Genomic DNA, 19,684 nt, shown 5'->3' with positions numbered 1-19,684 from the left:
CCTTCGTCGTGCTCAGGCCGTGCGGCGACGCGCGACGCGTCCGCGGGCCTTCTCCGCCAGCGTGTACAGCACCGGCACGAGCACCAGGGTCAGCAGCGTCGAGGTGACCAGCCCCCCGATGACCACGATCGCGAGCGGCTTGGAGATGAACACCCCGCCGCCGGTGACGCCGAACGCCATGGGCGTGAGCGCGAAGATCGTCGCCAACGCCGTCATGAGGATGGGCCGCAGGCGCTTGCGGGCGCCCTCGGTCACGGCCTCGGCCAGCGGCCGCCCGTCGCGGCGGTACTGGTTGACCAGGTCGATGAGCACGATCGCGTTGGTGACGACGATGCCGACCAGCATGAGCACACCGATGAGCGCCGGGACGCCCAGGGGGGTGCCGGTGAGCAGCAGCGCCAGCAGCGCGCCCGTCGCGGCGAACGGTACCGAGACCAGCAGGATCAGCGGCTGCAGCAGCGACCGGAACGTCGCGACCATGACCAGGTAGACGATCGCGATGGCGACGAGCAGCGCGAGGCCGAGGTCGGCGAACGCGTCCTGCTGGTCGGAGGCCACGCCGCCGATGGCCACGCTGGAACCGGCCGGCACGTCGATCGTGTCGACCTTCGCCTGCAGCTCGCGCGTCAGCGCCCCGAGGTCCTGCCCGGACGGCGTCGCCGAGATCGTCGCCGAGCGTTCCCCGTCGACCCGCGTGACCGAGGTGGGCACGTCGACCTCGTCGATGCTGGCCACCTGCGTGAGCGGCACGATGCCGGTCGCCGTCGGCAGGACGACCTGGCGCAGCTGGTCGAGCGTCGTCGGGCCTGCCGTCGCCACGATCGTGACGTCCAGCGGCCCGTCGCCCAGGTCCACCGTGCCGATCGGCCGCGGGCTCATCACGGCCGCGACGGTGCCGGCCACCTGCGTCTCGGTGAGCCCGACCTGCGCCGCCGCGGCGCGGTCGACGACCACCTGCACGGTCGGCTGGGCCGCCGCGAGGTTGTTGGTGACGTCGGACGTGCCGTCGACGCCCTCGACCACGGTCTGCACCTGCTGCGCGAGCGTCGAAAGCTGGTCCGGGTCGTCCGAGCGCACGACGACGTCGACGGTCGAGCTGCCGAACGCCGCCCCGCCGCCGGCGACGGTCACGTCGCCCGCGGTCCCCGCGAGATCGTGAGTCGCTGCACGCACGTCCTCCTGCACCACGGCCGGGTCCGCGTCGCCGTCGAGCGTGAGCGCGAACGTCGCCCGCGGGGTCCCGCCGCCGCCGCTGAACGCCGCCTCCGCACCCCCGGACGTGCCGACCGTCGTCTGGACGGTGGTCACGCCGTCGACGCCCAAGAGCGCCTGCTCGACCTCCTTCGCGGAGGCGTCCTGCGCCGGCAGCGACGTCCCGGGCGCGAACGACTCGGTGACCGTCAGCGTGTCCTGGCCGGAGTCGCCCAGGAAGTTGGTCTCGAGCCGGGGCACCAGCGCGAGGGTGCCGACGAAGATCAGCAGCGCTGCGCCCAGCGTGAGCACCGGGTGCCGCAGCGCCGTACCCAGCGTCGCGAGGTAGCCGCGCTGCAGGACGCCGGAGCGCTCGCGCTCCTCGACCTCGTCGCGCACGTCCTTCTCGACCGGGACGGCCTCGTCGACGTCAGCGGTCGGCGCCCCCGCAGCCCGGGCACGTTCCTTCGTGGACGGCCGGATGAACCAGAACGCGAGCACCGGCACGATCGTCAGCGCGACGAACAGCGAAGCGGTCATGGCCACGGCGACCGTCACGGCGAACGGCCGGAACAGCTCCCCGACCATGCCGCCGACCAGCGCGATCGGCAGGAAGACGGCGACGGTGGTGACCGTCGACGCGGTGATCGCCCCGGCGACCTCGCGGACGGCCGTCAGGATCGCGGTCGCCTTCGCCTCGCCGTACGACATGTGCCGCTTGATGTTCTCGATGACCACGATCGAGTCGTCGACCACCCGCCCGATAGCGATGGTGAGCGCGCCGAGCGTGAGGATGTTGAGCGAGTAGCCGCCGACCTTGAGGCCGACGAACGTGACCAGCAGCGACAGCGGGATCGAGATCGCGGACACCAGCGTCGAGCGGACCGAGCCGAGGAAGAGCAGGATCACGAGCACCGCGAACAGCAGGCCCAGCGCACCCTCGGTGGCCAGGCCGTTGATGGACTCCTCGATGAACGGCGCCTGGTCGAACACGACCGCGACCGTCACCTGGTCGCCCAGCTGGTCCTCGAGGTCCGCGACCGCGTCCTGCGCACCGTGGGAGATCTCGACCGTGTTGCCGTCGGGCGTCTTGGTCAGCGCGACCGCGAGCGCCGCCTCGCCGTCGAGGCGCGAGTAGGAGGTGGCCGGCACGGGCGCGACCTCGATGTCGGCCACGTCGCCGAGCGTGGTCGGGGTCGAGGCACCGACCAGCGGCAGGGCCTCGAGGTTCTCGACGGAGGACAGCTCGCTGCCCACCTGCACCGAGAGGGTCGTGTCGCCCTCGTCGACGGTCCCGGTCGGGATGACGACGCCGTTGTCCTGCAGGATCGTGGTCACCGCGGCGGGCGACAGCCCGACCCCGGCGAGCGCGGGCATGTCGAGCGTGATGGTCACGGCGTCGTCGGCGACGCCCGTCACCGTGACCTCGCGGACGTCGTCGATCTGCTCGAAGCGCGGCACCACGGTGTCCTGCACGAGGGTCGCCAGGTCGGCGTCGGACGTCCCCTCGCCGCCGGAGATGGACAGCTGCACCACCGGGAAGTCGTCGAGCGAGCCGGTGAAGACCGTCGGCTCGACGCCGCTGGGCAGCGAGGTGCGCACGCGGTCGACCGCCTGCTGCAGCGCCTGCGCCGACGCGTCGAGGTCGCCGCCGTACGTGAGCTCGACCGTCGTCGTCGACAGGCCCGTGGACGACGTCGAGGTGACCTTCTCCACCCCGTCGACCGCGCGGACCGCCTGCTCGACGGGCACGGTCACCTGCTGCTCGACCAGCTGCGGCGAGGAGCCGGGGTCGACCGCGACGACGACCGCCGTCGGGATCTGCAGCGACGGGATGAGCTCCTGCTTGAGCGACCCGAGGCTGATCCAACCGAAGACGGCGATGGCGATGGTCAGCAGCGCGACCACCGCGCGGTTTGCCAGCGAGAGGCGGGCGAGGCGATACATGCAGGGGTCTCCCGAGTGTGCAACAGCTGACGCGGAACCGCGCCCACGTGCGAGAACGCGCCCGACCCGGGTGCGGTTCCCGGTCCGGACGCGTCCTACGTCACATCTGCTGGCGAGGTCAGACGACCTCGCCGAGCGCCTCCTCGGGCACGCCCTCGAACGCCTCGGCCTCGCGGTTCCACCGCGACCAGAGCACCCTCTCGCCCACCGTGCGCGCCACCACGTGACCGAACACGAGGAACGTGACGATGCCGACGGCGAGCACGACCACGCCCACCCAGAACGGGGCACTCAGGCCGACGTGCTCGGCCAGCAGCCCGGCGACGACCGGCGCGGGGGCCGCGAAGCCCCAGCGCACCAGGTTGAACGCCCCCGTGGTCACGCGGCGGTCGGGCGAGCCGGTGGCCAGCGCGAGGTCGGTGAGGTTGGCGTTGCAGATGCCCATGCAGACGCCGGCCACGACGAGCACGATCACGGACTGCGCGGTGCTGTGCGAGGTCGCCAGGCCGATCAGCGTCAGCATGAGGACCATCAAGGCGAACCCGACGGTCTGCACAGCGCCGAACCGGTGCGCGAGCCGGTGCCCGACCACCAGGATGCCGAAGGCGAGCCCGGCGCCCCACGCCGTGAACACGAGGCCCAGCGGCACGACGTCGAGGCCCAGGAAGATCGGCGTGTAGCCCAGCACGATGAAGAACACGAAGTTGTAGGTCGCGGTGATGACGCAGAGCGCGACGAACGCGGGCCGCCGGAACGGGTGGAACACCTGGCCGAGCCGCAGCGGCGGCGGCATCTCCTCCGGGTCCTTGAGGCGCGTCAGCGAGATGATCAGCGCCGCGATCATGAACAGGCCGCACAGGAAGAACGGCACGCGCCAGCTGATCTGCCCGAGCAGGCCGCCGATCAGCGGGCCGATGGCGAACCCGAGGCCCACGCACGTCTCGAACAGCTCGACGACCCACTTCTTGTCGTTGGCCAGCGACACCAGCAGCACCATCGCCGTGGCGAATAACATCGCGTTGCCGAGTCCCCACAGGCCGCGCAGGACCGCCAGCGACACGATGCCGCTGGACAGCGAGGCGAGGATCGCGGCGACCGCGACGGTGCTCACGCCGGTGGCGAGGACCTTCTTGTATCCGAACTTCCCGGTCGCCATGACGGCGGGGATCATGCCGACCGCCATGACGGCGATGTAGGCGGTGAAGAGCAGCTCGATCTGCCAGGTGGACGCGCCGATGGCAGCACCGATGGCGGGGAGGATGGGGTCCACGATCGCGATCCCCGCGATGGCGAAGAACGCCGTGAGTGCTGTCGAGTAGATCGCGGTCTTGTTCGGTTCTGTGCGGGACGACGCCACGTGCTGATCCTTGTATCTGTATGGGGCAGCTAACTCCATGTAGGCTACACCCATGAGCGACGACGACGCAGCCGCTGCGGTCGAGGCCCAGGTGGCTCTGCTGCTGCGGCTCGCGGACCGCAGCCGCCGGGCCACCACCCGCCTGTCCACGACGCTCGAGCGCTCCGCGTACCTGGCGCTCCGCCTCCTCGACACCACCGGCCCGGCCGGTATCAACGAGATCGCGGACCACCTGCGCCTCGACGCGTCGACCGTGACGCGCCAGGTGCTGGCGATGGAGGCCGCGGGCTACGTGACGCGCGAGCGCGACGTGCACGACGGCCGCCGCGCGGTGGTCACCACCACGCCCGCCGGCACCGCGGCGCTGGCCGACACGCGGGCCGCGCGTGCCGAGGTCTACGCGGACGTCCTCGCCGACTGGTCGCCGGACGACCGTCGCCTCCTGGCCACGCTGCTCACCCGCCTCAACGACGACCTCGACGCGCACGCGACCCGCACCTGACAGCGGGCTCGACTAGCGTGGGCCGCCGCACCACCACCCCCTCCGACGAAGGACCTCGATGACCGACGCACCGGCCCGCCCGCGCCCCGCCCCGCTCGTGGGGGTGGTCGTCCGGACGGAACGGATCGCGGCGACGATGGTCCGGGTCGTCGTCGGCGGCCCCGGGCTCGCCGCGTTCCAGCCGTCGCCGCACGCCGACTCCTACGTCAAGGTCGTGTTCCTGCCCGCGGGCACGCCGCGCCCGCTGCGCGAGGACGGCCGGCTCGATCTCGACGCGGTGCGCGCGACCCTGCCCCCCGAGCAGCAGCCCCGCCAGCGGTCCTACACCGTCCGTGCCTGGGACGCCGGCGCCGGCGAGCTCACGCTCGACTTCGTGGTGCACGGCGACGAGGGCATCGCCGGCCCGTGGTCGGCAGATGCCCAGCCCGGCGACGAGGTGCTGCTGGTCGGCCCCGGCGGCGCCTGGTCGCCCGACCCCGCCGCCGCGTCGCACCTGTACGCCGGCGACGCCAGCGCCCTCCCGGCCATCGCGGTCGCGCTCGAGCGCCTGCCCGCCGACGCCGTCGGGCATGCCGTCATCGAGGTGCACGACGCGCAGGACCAGATCCCGCTGACGTTCCCGCCGGGCGTGCACGTCCACTGGGTCCACCAGGGCATCGGCGTGGCTGGCCTCGCTCTCGTCGACGCCGTCACCGCTCTGCCCGAGCTGCCCGCCCCCGTCAGCGCGTTCGTGCACGGCGAGGCCGGCGTGGTCCGCGAGCTGCGCAAGCACGTGCGCGTGGACCGCGGGATCACGCGCGACCAGCTCTCGGTCTCCGGCTACTGGCGGCTGGGGGCCGACGACGAGGGCTGGCGTGCGAGCAAGCGCGACTGGCTCGCCACGATCGAGGAGTCGGAGCAGGGGCTCGACTGACCGGCTGAGGGGGCCTACGCCTTCTGCAGCCGGACGACGACCGCCTTCGAGACCGGCGTGTTGCTCCCGATCGCCGTGCTGGCCAGCGGGACGAGCACGTTCGCCTCGGGGAAGTACGCGGCGGCGCACCCCCGCGAGGTCGGGTAGGACACCACGCGGTAGCCCCGCAGCCAGCGGTCCGGTTCCCCGGGCCACTCGCTCGCGATGTCCACGCGGTCGCCGTCGGCGAGGCCGAGCTCGAGGAGGTCGTCCGGGTTGACGAACACCACGTCGCGGCCGTTCTTGATGCCGCGGTAGCGGTCGCTGAGGCTGTACATCGTCGTGTTGAACTGGTCGTGCGAGCGGACGGTCTGCAGGATCAGCCGGCCCGGCGGGCACTCCACGGGCACGAGCTCGTTGACCGTGATCATCGCCTTGCCGGTCGTCGTCGGAAAGGTCCGGGAGTCGCGCGGGCCGTTCGGCAGCACGAACCCGCCCTTGCGTCGGACCTGGCGGTTGAAGTCCGCGAAGCCGGGGACGACGCGCGAGATCGACTCCCGGATCGTGTTGTAGTCGCGCTCGAACCCGGCCCAGTCGATCGGCCCGTCGTCGCCCAGGACGGCGCGGGCCAGGCGGGTGACGATCGAGATCTCCGAGAGCAGGGTCGGCGAGACGGGCGGGACCGCGCCGTGGGTCCCGTGCACCGCGCACACGGAGTCCTCGACGGAGACGAACTGCGGGCCCGTCTCCTGCAGGTCGACGTCGGTGCGACCGAGCGTCGGCAGGATCAGCGCCTCCGCGCCCGTCACCACGTGCGACCGGTTGAGCTTGGTCGACACCTGCACGGTCAGGTCCGTCCCGCGCATCGCGGCCTCGGCGGCCGCCGTGTCAGAGATCGCCGCGACGAGGTTGCCCCCGAGCGCGAACCAGACCTTGATCTCGCCGCGCTGCATCGCCTCGATCGACCGCACGGAGTCCAGGCCGTGCCGGCGCGGCGGCTCGAACGAGAACTCGGCGGCCAGCGCGTCCAGGAACGCGTCGGGCATCTTCTCCCAGATGCCCATCGTGCGGTCGCCCTGCACGTTGCTGTGCCCGCGGATGGGGGACGCGCCCGCGCCGGGCTTGCCGATGTTGCCGCGCAGCAGGAGCAGGTTGACGATCTCCTTGATCGTGTCGACGCCCTTGCGGTGCTGCGTGATGCCCATCGCCCACGTGATGATCACGCGGTCGGCCGCGAGGTAGCGGTCCGCCAGCTCGTCCATCTCGGCGGCCGTGAGACCCGTCGCGGCGAGGACCTCCTGCTCGTCGAGCGCCTGGAGGTGCGCCCGGAAGTCCTGGAGCCCGAGCGTGTGCTCGGTCAGGAACTCATGGTCGAGCACGGTGCCCGGGCTGCGGTCCTCGGCCTCGAGCACACGCCGGGACACCCACTGCAGCAGGGCCATGTCGCCGCCGCTGCGGATCTGCAGGAACTGGTCGGCCAGGTCGGTCCCCCGGCCGACCATCCCGCGCACCGTCTTCGGGTTCTTGTAGCGCCGCATCGCCGCCTCGGGCAGCGGGTTGACCGCGACGATCGCCGCGCCGCTGCGCTTGGCGTCCTCGAGCGCGGTGAGCATGCGGGGATGGTTGGTGCCGGGGTTCTGCCCCATGACGATGACCAGGTCCGCCTTCGCGAAGTCGTCGTAGGCGATGGTCGACTTGCCGACGCCGAGCGTCGCGTTCATCGCCGTGCCCGTCGACTCGTGGCACATGTTCGAGCAGTCGGGCAGGTTGTTGGTGCCGAAGGCGCGCACGAACAGCTGGTAGAGGAACGCCGTCTCGTTGGCCGTGCGGCCGCTGGTGTAGAACGCGGCCTGGTCGGGTGAGTCGAGGCCACGGAGCCTGTCGGCCACCAGGCGGAGCGCGTCCGCCCAGCTCACCGGCACGTAGTGGTCGCTGCCGGCCGCCTTGTGGACGGGCTCGACGAGCCGGCCCTGCATGCCCAGCCAGTACTCCGACTTCTCTTGCAAGTCCGTGAGCGAGTGTTCCGCCCAGAACGTCGTCGGCACCGTCACCGGGGTGGCCTCCCACGAGACTGCGCGCACGCCGTTCTCGCAGAACTCCGCGCGCGCACGGTGCGCCGGGTCCGGCCAGGCGCAGCTCATGCAGTCGAACCCGTCCTTCTGGTTCACCCGCGAGAGCAGGGTGAGCGAGCGGCTGGGCCCCAGGTCCTCGAGCGCGTAGGTCACGGCGTTGACGACGGCCGGCAGCCCCACGGCCCACGCGTCCGGCGGGTGGACCCTCATCCGGTCGTAGGTCGGGTCCTCGACGGGCGGCTTGCGCGGCATCAGACCCGCGCTCCGACCAGCACGCGCTCGGGCCGCGAGTACACGACCATCGACGACCCCCGCAGGAACCCCACGAGGGTGATCCCCGACTCCTGCGCGAGGTCGGCGGCGAGCGAGGACGGCGCGGACACGCCGGCCAGCACGGGGATGCCGGCCATGAGCGCCTTCTGCGTCAGCTCGAACGACGACCGCCCGGACACCATGAGCACCGTGCCGCGCAGCGGGAGCAGCCCTGCCGTGAGCGCCCAGCCGACCACCTTGTCCACGGCGTTGTGGCGGCCGACGTCCTCGCGCAGCACGAGCAGCTCGCCCGTGGCGGCGTCGAAGAGTCCGGCGGCGTGCAGCCCACCCGTCTTGGCGAAGACCTCCTGGCGCTCCCGGAGGCGGTCGGGGAACGTCGCCAGCAGCTCGGCCGCGATCGCGCGGTCGTCGTCGGCGACCGTCCAGCGCGAGCGCGTCCGGACGGCGTCGATGCTCGCCTTCCCGCAGAGCCCGCAGGACGACGTCGTGTAGAAGCTGCGCTCCAGGCTGGGGTCGGGCGCCGGGACGCCGCGGGCCAGCGTCACGTCGAGGACGTTGTAGGTGTTGAGGCCGTCGACGGTGGCCCCGGCGCAGTAGCGCGCGGCGGCGAAGTCCTCGGCGGCCGCGACGACACCCTCGGAGACGAGGAACCCCGCGGCGAGGTCGACGTCGTGGCCGGGCGTGCGCATCGTGACGGCCAGTGCGCGGCCGCCGACGCGGATCTCGAGCGGCTCCTCGGCCGCGAGCACGTCCTCGGTCCGCCGAGCGCCGTCCTGGAGGGTGATGCGCGTGACTCGTCGTCGAACCGCGATGCGTTCCATGGCCCCATCTCAGCACTCAGGGGCCGGTCCGGTGCCCCCGCCGGGGTTCGAACCCGGACTGTGCCGGGTTTAAGCCGGCTGCCTCTGCCAGTTGGGCTACGGGGGCCGGGCCACATCCTGCCAGGGCGCGAACGAGCCCCCGGTCCGCGAGGGATCCGAGGGCTCGTGTCGGGCGTGCTCAGGCGCTCTTGGCGCCCTTGGTCGCGCTCTTCTCCGCCGGCGACCCGGCCTCGGCCTTGATGGCCGGCAACGACGGGTCCTTCTCGCCCGGCTCGACCGCCCGCGGCTTGGCGGGCACCGAGGCGGAGCGGAACTCCGCCCGGGGGTCGTGCAGGCTGCCGAGCGCGACGACCTCGCGGCGCAGCAGCAGCGAGCCGGTCCAGCCCGCGGCGATCCGGATCTTGCGGTTCCACGTCGGCATGGCGGCCACGTGGTACGAGCGGTGCAGCACCCACGCGAGGAAGCCGCGGACCTTGATCCGGCCGAACATCTGCGCGACGCCCTGGTACATGCCGAGCGACGCGACGGCGCCGATGTTCTTGTGCTTGTACTCGGTCAGCTCGGCGGAGCGCAGCACGCGGGAGAGGTTGTCGCCCAGGTGGTTGCCCTCGCGCAGCGCGTGCTGGGCGTTCGGCGGGCAGAACTTGCCGGGGTTGTACAGGTCCGGCACGGCGGCGCAGTCACCGGCGGCGTACGCGTCGGGCACTACGGTGCCGTCGGCGTCGACCACCTGCAGGAACGCGTTGCACGTGACCCGGCCCAGGCCGTCCAGCGGCAGGTCCGAGTCCTTGAGCACCGGGTTCGCCTTGACGCCCGCGGTCCACACCAGGGTCTCGGCGTCGAACTCGGTCTTGTTCGACAGCACGATGTGGCCGTCGACGCAGCTGCTCAGGAAGGTCGACAGGTGGATCTCGATGTTGCGCTTGCGCAGCTGCTCGAGCGTGTAGCCGCCCAGCTCCTCGCTGACCTCGGGCAGGATGCGCGGCGAGCCCTCGACCAGGACGAACCGCAGCTCGTCCTGCTCGACGGCCTTGTAGTACTTGACCGCGGCGCGGGCCATGTCCTCGACCTCGCCCAGCGCCTCGATGCCGGCAAAGCCGCCGCCGACGAACACGAAGGTGAGCATGCGGCGACGCAGCTCGGGGTCCCAGGTGCTGGCCGCGACGTCGATGCGGTTGAGCACGTGGTTGCGCAGCGCGATGGCCTCTTCGACGTTCTTGAAGCCGATGCCGAAGTCCGCCAGGCCCGGGATGGGCAGCGTGCGGGCGACGGCGCCGAGGCCCACGACGAGGTGGTCGTAGGTGATCCAGTACGCGTCGCCCTCCTCGGGCGTGATCTCGACCGTGCGGTCGGCGTGGTTGATCTGGCTGACCTTGCCCTGCAGCACGTCGACGCCCTTGAGCGCGCGGCGGTGCGGCGCGACGACGTTGCGGGGGTCGATCGAGCCGGCCGCTGCCTCCGGGAGGAACGGCGCGTAGGTCATGTAGGGGCGCGGGTCGACGACGACGATGGCCGCCTCCCGCTTGCCGAGGCGCTTGCGCAGCCGGCGTGCCGTGTACAGGCCGACCGTGCCGCCGCCGAGGATCACGACGCGGGGCACCTTGCGAGGCTTGCTCGGGCGGGCCGCCGCATCCACGGAGGCCTTCGGGGTCGCGACGTCGGAGGCAGACTGAGGCATACCTTCAACGGTAGCGGCGCGAGGGTTCCACTGCCGTACCAGAACCCGGTGATACTGCGCACAGTGCGCGCTCAGGAAGGCTCGACGGCGTTCGCCCGGACCACTGTGGAGTACCAGCTCGCGCTCTGCTTGGGCGTCCGCTCCTGGGTGTCGACGTCGACGTGCACCAGCCCCCACCGCTGTGTCATGCCCTCGGCCCACTCGAAGTTGTCCAGCAGCGACCACGCGTAGTAGCCGGTCAGGCGCACCCCGTCGCCGATCGCGCGCGCCGCCTGCTGCAGGTGCGCGCGCAGGAACTCGAGCCGCTCGGGGTCGTCGGTGGTGCCCTCGGGCGTCGGGTCGGGGATCCCGTTCTCGGTGATGACCAGCGGCGGCGCGTCCGGGTAGTCGATGAGCAGGTCCATCAGCAGGTCGTAGAGGCCCTCCGGGTGCACCTGCTGCCAGTCCGCCGCGGACGTCGGGTAGAGCGCGACCTGCTCGCCGTTCTCGTCGACACCTGCGACGCCGTAGTACTGCACCGCGAGGACGTCGAGCGGCGCGCTGATCGCCGCCAGGTCGCCGTCCTGCACCAGAGCCCCGAACTTCTGTGGGTCGGCCGGGAGCTGGCCGGGTTGGTCGCCGAGGGCGTCGGCTGGGTACCTCCCCCGCAGGACGGGGTCGAGGAACAACCGGTTCTCGACGCCGTCCACGCGGACCGCCGCCGCGTCCGCCTCGCGGCTCACCGGGTAGACAGGCATGAGGTTGAGCGCGATGCCGATGCCCCCCGCGGCGCCGCTCTCGCGGAAGGCCTGCACCGCCCTCCCGTGCCCGAGCAGCTGGTGGTGGACGGCCGCGGCCGCCTGGTCGACATCGGTGATCCCGGGCGCGTGCGACCCCCAGCGGTAGCCGACGAACGCCGTGGTCTTCGGCTCGTTGATCGTGAGCCAGGTGGCGTCCACGTCCCGCAGGGCGTCGAACATGACCGCCGCGTACTCGCCGAACCGGTCGGCCGTGTCGCGGACGGCCCAGCCGCCCGCGTCCTGCAACGGCTGCGGCAGGTCCCAGTGGTAGAGCGTGATCGCGGGGTGGATGTCGCGGGCCAGCAGCCCGTCCACGAGACGGCGGTAGAAGTCGACCCCCGCCGGGTTGACCGCCCCCGAACCCGTCGGCTGGATGCGCGGCCACGCCACCGAGAACCGGTACGCGGGCAGCCCCAGGTCCTTGATCAGGTCGAGGTCCGACTCCCAGAGCCTGTAGTGGTCGGCGGCGGGGTCACCGGTCGAGCCGTCGCGGATCCGTCCCGGCGTTGCTGCGAAGGTGTCCCAGATCGACGGGCCGCGCCCGTCCGCCGTCGTCGAGCCCTCGATCTGGAACGCCGACGTCGCCGCGCCCCACACGAATCCCGCCGGGAACGTCATCGGCTCCGCCGGGGGCCGCCAGGTCGTGTCKGGTGCCGGCGGGGTCGGCGCGGGGTCCGCGCCCTCCGGCGCGCAGGCGGCCAGCAGCCCAGTCGTCGCGCCCAGCTGGAGCAGCAGGCGGCGGTCGAGCACAGGCTCCCTCGTGGGCATGGCGCTCCTCCTCGAGCGACGACGGCGTCGGGCCTTGCTCTGGCGCCATGAGAGCGCTCCCAGGTCACATCCTGCCAGGTGGTCCGCCGTTGGGGGGCACCACCGGGCTCACAGATCCCGCGGAGGTGCGGAGTGGGGCGGGTTGGACCGCAGCGTCCGCACTCGTGCGGGCCAGAACCCGCAGCAGTGCGGACGTGTGGGCCTCCCGCGCTGCGTCCGCACTCGTGCGTGCCAGGACCCGCAGCAGTGCGGACGTCCGGCCTCCCCCGCAGGTTCGCAGATTCGGTCGTCGTGGCGCTCGATCGTGCGGACGTCCGGCTTGGGATGACGCAGCGTCCGCAGATTCGGTCGTCGGTACGCGCGATCGTGCGGACGTCCGGCTTGGGATGACGCAGCGTCCGCAGATTCGGGCGTCGCGACGCGCGAAAGTGCGGACGTGCCGGAGAGGCATAGCATCCGAGCAGGTGGAGGCCCTGGGGTGCTTCTGCTCGGACGTCGTCAGCGGGTGGCGATGCTCCAGGCGATGCCGTCGAGGATGTCGTGCTCGGAGGTGACGACCTCGGTGAGCCGACCGCCGGCCGCGGCGACCTCGTCGCGAACTCGCCGGACGACGTCGGCCCAGACCAGCGCGCCGGCGCCGATCACGTCGATGCGGCCGGGGTGCATGAACCCGAGGGCGGCACGCCCGGCACGGGTCCGGCCGAGGAGGTCGTCGCACGCGGCGAGCACGACGTCGACCGGCAGCACCGACCCGTCGATGATCGCGGGGTCGTAGGCAGGCAGGCCGAGCCCGTGGGCGGTCACGGTGGTCACCGAGCCGGCGAGCCCGACGAGCGTGACGGTCTTGCCGAGCGGGACGATGGCCGCAGCCGTGTCGAGTGCGGCGCCGACGTCGGCGTGGGCGGCGGCGATCTCGGCGGCGGTCGGCGGGTCGCTGCGCAGGTGGCGCTCGGTCATCCGCACGCACCCGACGTCCATCGAGAACGCGGCCTCAGGCGTCGTCGTACCCAGCACCAGCTCGGTCGAGCCGCCACCGAGGTCGACGACGAGGAACGGGCCGGGATGAGCACCGGCGAGCACGCCCGTGGCCCCGCGGAACGACAGGGCGGCCTCCTCGTCGCCCGGCACGACCTCGGGCTCGACGCCCAGCGCGGCACGCACCCCGTCGACGAAGTCGGCCCGGTTCTCCGCGTCCCGCGAAGCCGACGTGGCCACGAACCGGATCGCCTCGACGCCGAGCTCCGCGCAGATGTCGTTGTAGCGCCGGGCGGCGTCGAGCGTGCGCTCCAGGGCCTCGGGGGCGATGCGACCGGTCCGGTCGACGCCCTGCCCGAGGCGGACCACCTCCATGCGGCGGTCCAGGTCCACGAGCGTGCCGGCGTCGGGATCGACGTCGGCGACGAGCAGTCGGATGGAGTTGGTCCCGCAGTCGATGGCAGCCACACGCGTCACGCGCTCATCCTCCCCCACCGTCGCCCGCCCCACTCCGCCAACGTCCGCACATCCGGTCGCCAGGACGCGCGAAGGTGCGGACGCCGAGGAAGTGAGGTTGAGGCGCACCTACTCGGATCTCGCGTCGACGCAAGAGTCGGGTCAGCAGGTGCAGCGGTCGGGGCGCCACTCGTCGCGGATCAGCGCCAGGGCCTCGTCGCCGATCGGGTTGACGCCCGGGCCGGCGGCGAGGGCGTGGCCGACCAGCACGTGCAGGCACTTGACGCGCGTCGGCATGCCGCCGGCGGAGATGCCCGCGATCTCCTCGACGTGCCCGAGGGCCTCGCGGTCGGCGAGGTACGCGTCGTGCGCGCGACGGTAGGCGGCGGCCAGCTCCTCGTCGTCGGCGAGCCGGGCGGTGAGCTCCTTCATGAGCCCGCCGGCCTCGAGCGTGCTCACCGCGGCGACCGCCGGAGGGCAGGTGAGGTAGTAGGTCGTCGGGAACGGGGTGCCGTCGTCGAGGCGGGGGGCGGTGCGCACGACGAGCGGGCGGCCGCAGACGCACCGGGCGGCGATGCCGACGACCCCGCGCGGGGGGCGACCGAGCTGCTCGGCGAGCACCGTGATGTCCTGGTCGGAGACGGCGTCGAAAGAGGTGGTCACAGCAGCGGTCCGTTCGTGCGCGGGGTGGGTCAGCCGCCCGCCGGGGCCGTGGGGATCGGGGCGGGCGTCCCATTGTCGCCCGTCGGCGCGGCATCGTCGGTACCGGCCACCGGCGTCTGGCCGGCCACCTGCACGGACTCCCAGACGTTCGCGTACCAGGGCAGGGTCGAGCCCGAGTCGAGCACGGACGCGGGGCCGTCGGCGGCGGGCGGGGTGTCGGGGATGGTCTCCGGGTCGATCACCCGGAACGCCTTCTCCCCCGGCATCACGAACGACAGCCGCTCGCGCGCCTGCGCCCGCACGTACGCCTCGTCGTCCCACCGCTTGAGGTCCGCCTCGAGGTCGTCGTTCCGCTGCCGCGCCGACTCGACCTGGCCGCGCAGCTGGTCCACCTCGACGCGCTGCTGCAGGTAGGAGTGCAGCGTCGGGTACACGAGCACGAACGCGAGCAGCAGCACGCACGAGAACACCATCGCGCGCACCGTGAACAGCCGCGGCACGCGCACCTGCACCCGCTCGGCGCGGGGGGTGCCGCGGGGCGGCGTCGGTGCGCTGCCGCGCGTGGCGGGGCGGGAGGCGGAGGGTCGCGACGAGGAGGGGCGGGCCGACGACGAGGGCGCCGGACCGACGCGGGGCGTGGCCCCGGACCGGGGGGCCGACGACCGACTGCCCGTGTTCCCGCGCGGCACGTTCGCCCCAGCGGTCGGCGTCCCGGACCGCGGGGCCGCCGGACGCCGACCCGAAGCGCTCGGKGACGCCGGGCGTCGGGGGGCAGACATGGCGTCGATTCTGCCTCGGACCGCACCGACCTGCGCGGACGTCGCGAAACGTGGCGCGCCGAAGGCCGGCCACCCGTGGGTGACCGGCCTTCGAGGTCGTGCGTCAGGCCTGGAACCGCGGGAAGGCGGAGCGGCCGGCGTAGCGCGCAGCGTCGTCCAGCTCCTCCTCGATGCGGAGCAGCTGGTTGTACTTGTTGATGCGCTCGCCGCGTGCCGGGGCACCCGTCTTGATCTGGCCGGCGTTCGTGGCCACCGACAGGTCGGCGATCGTGGTGTCCTCGGTCTCGCCGGAGCGGTGCGAGGTCATCGTCGTGAAGCCGCTGCGCTGGGCCAGCTCGACGGCGTCGAACGTCTCCGTCAGCGTGCCGATCTGGTTGAGCTTGACCAGCAGCGAGTTGGCCGCCTTGAGCTCGATGCCCTTGCGCAGGCGCTCGGGGTTGGTGACGAACAGGTCGTCGCCGACGATCTGGACCTTGTCGCCGATGGTGGCGACCAGGTGGGACCAGCCCTCCCACTCGTCCTCGGACAGCGGGTCCTCGATGGAGACCAGCGGGTAGTCCTTCACCAGCTGCTCGTAGTACGCGGACAGCTCCTCGTTCGTCAGGGACTTGCCCTCGAACTGGTAGGCACCGTCCTTGAAGAACTCGGTGGCGGCGACGTCGAGCGCGAGGCCCAGGTCGACGCCGGGCGTGAAGCCGGCCTTCTCGATGGCGACCAGGATCAGGTCGAGCGCCTCGCGGTTGCTGCCCAGGTTCGGAGCGAAGCCACCCTCGTCGCCGAGACCCGTCGACAGGCCCTTGCTCTTCAGCACGGACTTGAGCGAGTGGTAGACCTCGACGCCGGTGCGCAGCGCCTCGCGGTACGTGGCCGCACCGATGGGGGCGACCATGAACTCCTGGATGTCGACGTTGGAGTCGGCGTGCGACCCACCGTTGAGGATGTTCATCATCGGGACCGGCAGCACGTGCGCGTTCGGGCCGCCGAGGTAGCGGAAGAGCGGCAGGTCGGCCGAGTCGGCAGCTGCCTTGGCCACGGCGAGCGAGACGCCGAGGATCGCGTTGGCGCCGAGCTTGCCCTTGTTGGCGGTGCCGTCGAGGTCGATCAGCGCGGCGTCGACCAGGCGCTGCTCGGTGGCCTCGAAGCCGATGAGCTCGGGAGCGATCTCGTCGATGACGGCCGCGACGGCCTCCTCGACGCCCTTGCCCAGGTAGCGGGCGGAGTCGCCGTCACGGCGCTCGACGGCCTCGAACGCGCCGGTCGAGGCACCCGAGGGGACGGCGGCGCGGGCGATGGTGCCGTCGTCGAGGGCGACCTCGACCTCGACAGTGGGGTTGCCGCGCGAGTCCAGGATCTCGCGGGCGCCGACGGCCTCGATGCTGGCCATGGGTGCTCCTTCTGAAGCGGGTGGGTTTACGACCTCACCCTACTGGCGTCCCCGAGCGGGCGTCCTGGGCCCTTCGACTGGTGGGACGGCTGGTTCAGAGCGCCAGCATGATGTGCTCGACCTGGTCCTTGGCATCGCCGAACAGCATCGAGGTGTTGTCGCGGAAGAACAGCGGGTTCTGCACGCCCGCGTAGCCGGTGGCCATAGACCGCTTGAAGACGATCACGCGCCCGGCCTTCCACACCTCGAGCACCGGCATGCCGGCGATGGGCGACGACGGGTCGTCGAGCGCCGCGGGGTTCACGGTGTCGTTGGCGCCGATGACCAGGACCACGTCGGTGTCCGCGAGATCGCCGTTGATCTCGTCCATCTCCAGCACGATGTCGTAGGGCACCTTGGCCTCGGCGAGCAGCACGTTCATGTGCCCGGGCAGCCGGCCCGCGACGGGGTGGACGCCGAATCGGACGTCGACCCCACGGGCGCGCAGCTTGGCGACGAGCTCCGCCACCGGGTACTGCGCCTTGGCGACGGCCATGCCGTAGCCGGGCGTGATGACGACGGAGCGGGCGTCGGCGAGCAGCTCCGCGACCTCCGGCGCCTTGACCTCGTGGAACTCCCCCAGGTCGACGTCGGACGCCGCCACGGTGCCGCCCTCGGCCCCGAACCCGCCGAGGATGACCGAGATGAACGACCGGTTCATGGCCGTGCACATGAGGTAGCTGAGGATCGCACCGGACGACCCGACGAGGGCGCCGGTGACGATGAGCAGGTCGTTGCCGAGCATGAAGCCCGCCGCCGCGGCGGCCCACCCGGAGTACGAGTTGAGCATCGAGACGACGACCGGCATGTCGCCGCCGCCGATCGACGCGACCAGGTGCCAGCCGAGGGCCAGCGCGACGACGGTCATGAGCAGCAGCGGCAGCACGCTGCCCGTGCCCAGGAACCACACGAGGAGCCCGGCCGACGCCAGGACCATGGCGAGGTTGAGCACGTTGCGGCCCGGCAGCATGAGCGGCGCGGAGCGGATCCGGGTGGACAGCTTGAGGTACGCGACGATCGACCCGGTGAACGTCACGGCGCCGATGAGGACGCCGAGGAACACCTCGACCAGGTGCGCGGGGTCTGCTGGCTCCGTGAGGAACGAGTTGTAGCCGACGAGCACGGCCGCGAGCCCGACGAACGAGTGCAGGATCGCGATGAGCTCGGGCATCTGCGTCATCTCGACGCGGCGCGCCTGCCACGTGCCGACGGTCGACCCGATGAGCAGCACGACGAGGATGAGCGACGCGGTGACCTCGACGGGCCGCTCGGAGCGCTGGAGGGCGAGCGCGATCGTCGCGACGAGGGCGAGCGCCATGCCCACCATGCCGGCGACGTTGCCCCGGCGGGCGGTCTCCTGCTTGGACAGGCCGGCGAGGCTGAGGATGAACAGGACTGCGGCGGCGACGTAGACCGCCTGGGCCACGGAGGTCAGCACGGGCTCAGGCGTCCTTCCGGAACATGCGGATCATGCGGTTGGCGACGAGGAAGCCGCCGAACACGTTGATGCTGGCCACCGATGCGGCGATCACCGCGAGCACGGTCACCAGCCAGCTGTCGTCGCCGATCTGCAGGAGCGCGCCGACCAGGATGATCCCGGAGATGGCGTTGGTCTGCGCCATGAGCGGCGTGTGCAGCGAGTGGCTGACGTTGGAGATGACGTAGTAGCCGACGATGACCGCCAGCACGAACACCGTGAAGTGGCCGAGGAACGCGGTCGGCGCGAACGAGATGCCGAGCAGCACGACCACCGCCAGCAGCGCGAGGACGACCGAGCGCTGTTGTCGTCGGCGAGCCTTGTCGCGTTCCGCGGTCGCGGCGAGGGCGGCCCGCTCCTCCTCGGTGGGGCCGGCGGCCGCGGCCGGAGCGGCCGACACCTGCACCGGGGGCGGCGGCCAGAGAACCTCGCCGTCGCGGGTCACGGCCATGCCGCGCTGCACGGGGTCGTCGAGGTCGAGGACGAGCTCGCCGTCCTTGCCGGGGGTGAGCAGCTGGAGCAGGTGCACGATGTTGGTGCCGAACAGCTGGGACGTGTGCTGCGGCATCCGGCTGGTCAGGTCGGTGTACCCGATCACGCGCACGCCGTTGTCGGTCAGGACCGAGGACCCCGGGACCGTGAGCTCGCAGTTGYCGCCGCCGGACGCCGCGAGGTCGACGATGACGCTGCCGGGCCGCATGCCCGCGACCATCGCCGCGGTGATCGTGGTCGGCGCGAGCCCCCGCACCAGCGCGGTGGTGATGACGATGTCCGCGTCGGCCGTCTCGGTGGCGTACATCTGCTGGGTCAGGCGCTCCTGCTCGGCCGTCAGGGCGCTGGCGTAGCCGTCGGCGCTGACCGCTTGCTGGGCGGCCTCCGCCTGCACGAACGTCGCCCCCATCGACTCGATCTGCTCGCCCACCTCGGGCCGCACGTCGAAGGCGCGCACGCGGGCGCCCATGCTGCCGGCGGCCCCGATGGCCGCGAGCCCGGCCACGCCCGCGCCGATCACGAACACCCGCGCCGGCGGCGTCTTGCCCGCGGCGGTGACCTGGCCGGTGAACATCCCGCCGTACGCCTCGGCCGCCTCGACCACCGCGCGGTAGCCGGCGACGTTGGACATCGTGCTCAGCACGTCGAGCGCCTGCGCGCGGGAGATGCGCGGCACCGCGTCGAGCGCGAGCGCCGTCACTCCCCGCGCGTGCAGGGTGTCGACGAGGTCCGGCGCCGACGCCGGCGCCAGCATCGCGACGAGCGTGGCGCCCGGGCGCAGAGCCGCGACCTCGTCGTCGGTCGGCGCGTTGACCTTGGCGACGACGTCGCTCGTCCAGACGTCGTCCGCCGACCCCACCGTCGCCCCGGCAGCCTCGTAGGCCTCGGGTCGGAACGTCGCGGCGTCACCGGCCCCACGCTCGACGACCACGTCGTACCCGAGGCCCACCAGCTGCGCGGCGGTCTTCGGGGTGGCCGCCACGAGCCGTTCGCCTGCCCGGCTCTCGGTCGGGATGCCGATGCGCATCGCTGCGGTCCTCCGTCGTCAGATGGTCGTGCCCGTGGCGCTCATCATGGCGGCCACGGGCAGGCTACGGGCCCGAACCGTGCGCGGGCAAGCGCTTTCCCTCCGGAACTCG

14 protein-coding genes and 1 tRNA gene are annotated in these 19,684 nt (G+C 72.2%); 2 read left to right on the top strand and 13 right to left on the bottom strand.

The features are described from left to right. Positions 1-12: 12 nt before the first annotated feature. Together ACXJKA_RS00375 and ACXJKA_RS00370 are read right to left on the bottom strand one after the other, a co-directional pair. Positions 13-3,138 carry an efflux RND transporter permease subunit gene (locus ACXJKA_RS00375; protein WP_456823174.1) on the bottom strand — a complete coding sequence of 1,042 codons (3,126 nt, stop codon included), beginning with the start codon at positions 3,136-3,138 and terminating at the stop codon, positions 13-15. A 118-nt stretch (positions 3,139-3,256) separates the two neighbouring features. Continuing rightward, on the bottom strand, positions 3,257-4,495 hold the full coding sequence (locus ACXJKA_RS00370; RefSeq protein WP_456823173.1) for an MFS transporter: 1,239 nt from the start codon (positions 4,493-4,495) through the stop codon (positions 3,257-3,259). Positions 4,496-4,547: 52 nt separating this feature from the next. On the opposite strand from ACXJKA_RS00370, the gene ACXJKA_RS00365 reads away from it, so the two are divergent. Both ACXJKA_RS00365 and ACXJKA_RS00360 read left to right on the top strand, forming a co-directional pair. Next, a complete protein-coding gene (locus ACXJKA_RS00365) occupies positions 4,548-4,997 on the top strand; it encodes a MarR family winged helix-turn-helix transcriptional regulator (RefSeq protein ID WP_456823172.1) in 450 nt (149 codons plus the stop codon). Between the two features lie 58 nt (positions 4,998-5,055). Next, positions 5,056-5,910: a siderophore-interacting protein gene (locus ACXJKA_RS00360; protein WP_456823171.1), complete on the top strand. Its 855-nt coding sequence runs from the start codon at positions 5,056-5,058 to the stop codon at positions 5,908-5,910. Positions 5,911-5,924: 14 nt separating this feature from the next. Here the strand turns inward: ACXJKA_RS00360 and ACXJKA_RS00355 are convergent, their stop codons facing one another. The 11 genes from ACXJKA_RS00355 to ACXJKA_RS00305 all read right to left on the bottom strand — a co-directional run bounded on the left by ACXJKA_RS00355 (position 5,925) and on the right by ACXJKA_RS00305 (position 19,572). Then, positions 5,925-8,213 carry an FdhF/YdeP family oxidoreductase gene (locus ACXJKA_RS00355; protein ID WP_456823170.1) on the bottom strand — a complete coding sequence of 763 codons (2,289 nt, stop codon included), beginning with the start codon at positions 8,211-8,213 and terminating at the stop codon, positions 5,925-5,927. Beyond that, positions 8,213-9,055, bottom strand: coding sequence for a formate dehydrogenase accessory sulfurtransferase FdhD (fdhD, locus tag ACXJKA_RS00350; RefSeq protein ID WP_456823169.1), 843 nt, complete (start codon positions 9,053-9,055; stop codon positions 8,213-8,215). The genes ACXJKA_RS00355 and fdhD overlap by 1 nt, the downstream gene beginning before the upstream one ends. 32 nt (positions 9,056-9,087) lie before the next feature. Beyond that, positions 9,088-9,161, bottom strand: a tRNA-Leu gene (locus ACXJKA_RS00345). 72 nt (positions 9,162-9,233) lie between these two features. After that, the gene (locus tag ACXJKA_RS00340; RefSeq protein WP_456823168.1) at positions 9,234-10,733 is read right to left on the bottom strand and encodes an NAD(P)/FAD-dependent oxidoreductase; all 1,500 of its coding nucleotides are present in this window, start codon (positions 10,731-10,733) and stop codon (positions 9,234-9,236) included. A 71-nt stretch (positions 10,734-10,804) separates the two neighbouring features. After that, positions 10,805-12,280: a GH1 family beta-glucosidase gene (locus tag ACXJKA_RS00335; RefSeq protein ID WP_456823167.1), complete on the bottom strand. Its 1,476-nt coding sequence runs from the start codon at positions 12,278-12,280 to the stop codon at positions 10,805-10,807. A 498-nt stretch (positions 12,281-12,778) separates the two neighbouring features. Then, positions 12,779-13,732: a Ppx/GppA phosphatase family protein gene (locus ACXJKA_RS00330; protein WP_456823166.1), complete on the bottom strand. Its 954-nt coding sequence runs from the start codon at positions 13,730-13,732 to the stop codon at positions 12,779-12,781. A gap of 141 nt (positions 13,733-13,873) precedes the next feature. Further along, positions 13,874-14,374, bottom strand: coding sequence for a DUF501 domain-containing protein (locus ACXJKA_RS00325; RefSeq protein WP_456823165.1), 501 nt, complete (start codon positions 14,372-14,374; stop codon positions 13,874-13,876). A 29-nt stretch (positions 14,375-14,403) separates the two neighbouring features. Continuing rightward, positions 14,404-14,874 carry an FtsB family cell division protein gene (locus ACXJKA_RS00320; RefSeq protein ID WP_456823164.1) on the bottom strand — a complete coding sequence of 157 codons (471 nt, stop codon included), beginning with the start codon at positions 14,872-14,874 and terminating at the stop codon, positions 14,404-14,406. Positions 14,875-15,256: 382 nt separating this feature from the next. Continuing rightward, positions 15,257-16,537: a phosphopyruvate hydratase gene (eno, locus tag ACXJKA_RS00315; RefSeq protein WP_456823163.1), complete on the bottom strand. Its 1,281-nt coding sequence runs from the start codon at positions 16,535-16,537 to the stop codon at positions 15,257-15,259. 94 nt (positions 16,538-16,631) lie between these two features. Further along, complete coding sequence (gene pntB / locus ACXJKA_RS00310; protein WP_456823162.1) at positions 16,632-18,014, bottom strand: Re/Si-specific NAD(P)(+) transhydrogenase subunit beta; 1,383 nt, start codon at positions 18,012-18,014, stop codon at positions 16,632-16,634. A gap of 4 nt (positions 18,015-18,018) precedes the next feature. Further along, positions 18,019-19,572, bottom strand: coding sequence for a Re/Si-specific NAD(P)(+) transhydrogenase subunit alpha (locus tag ACXJKA_RS00305; protein ID WP_456823161.1), 1,554 nt, complete (start codon positions 19,570-19,572; stop codon positions 18,019-18,021). Positions 19,573-19,684: the final 112 nt, after the last annotated feature.

The sequence above is a fragment of the Cellulomonas sp. P5_E12 genome, from assembly GCF_054049315.1.
The sequence above is the reverse complement of the archived record's forward strand: the minus strand, read 5'-3'. Positions and strand labels throughout refer to the sequence as shown.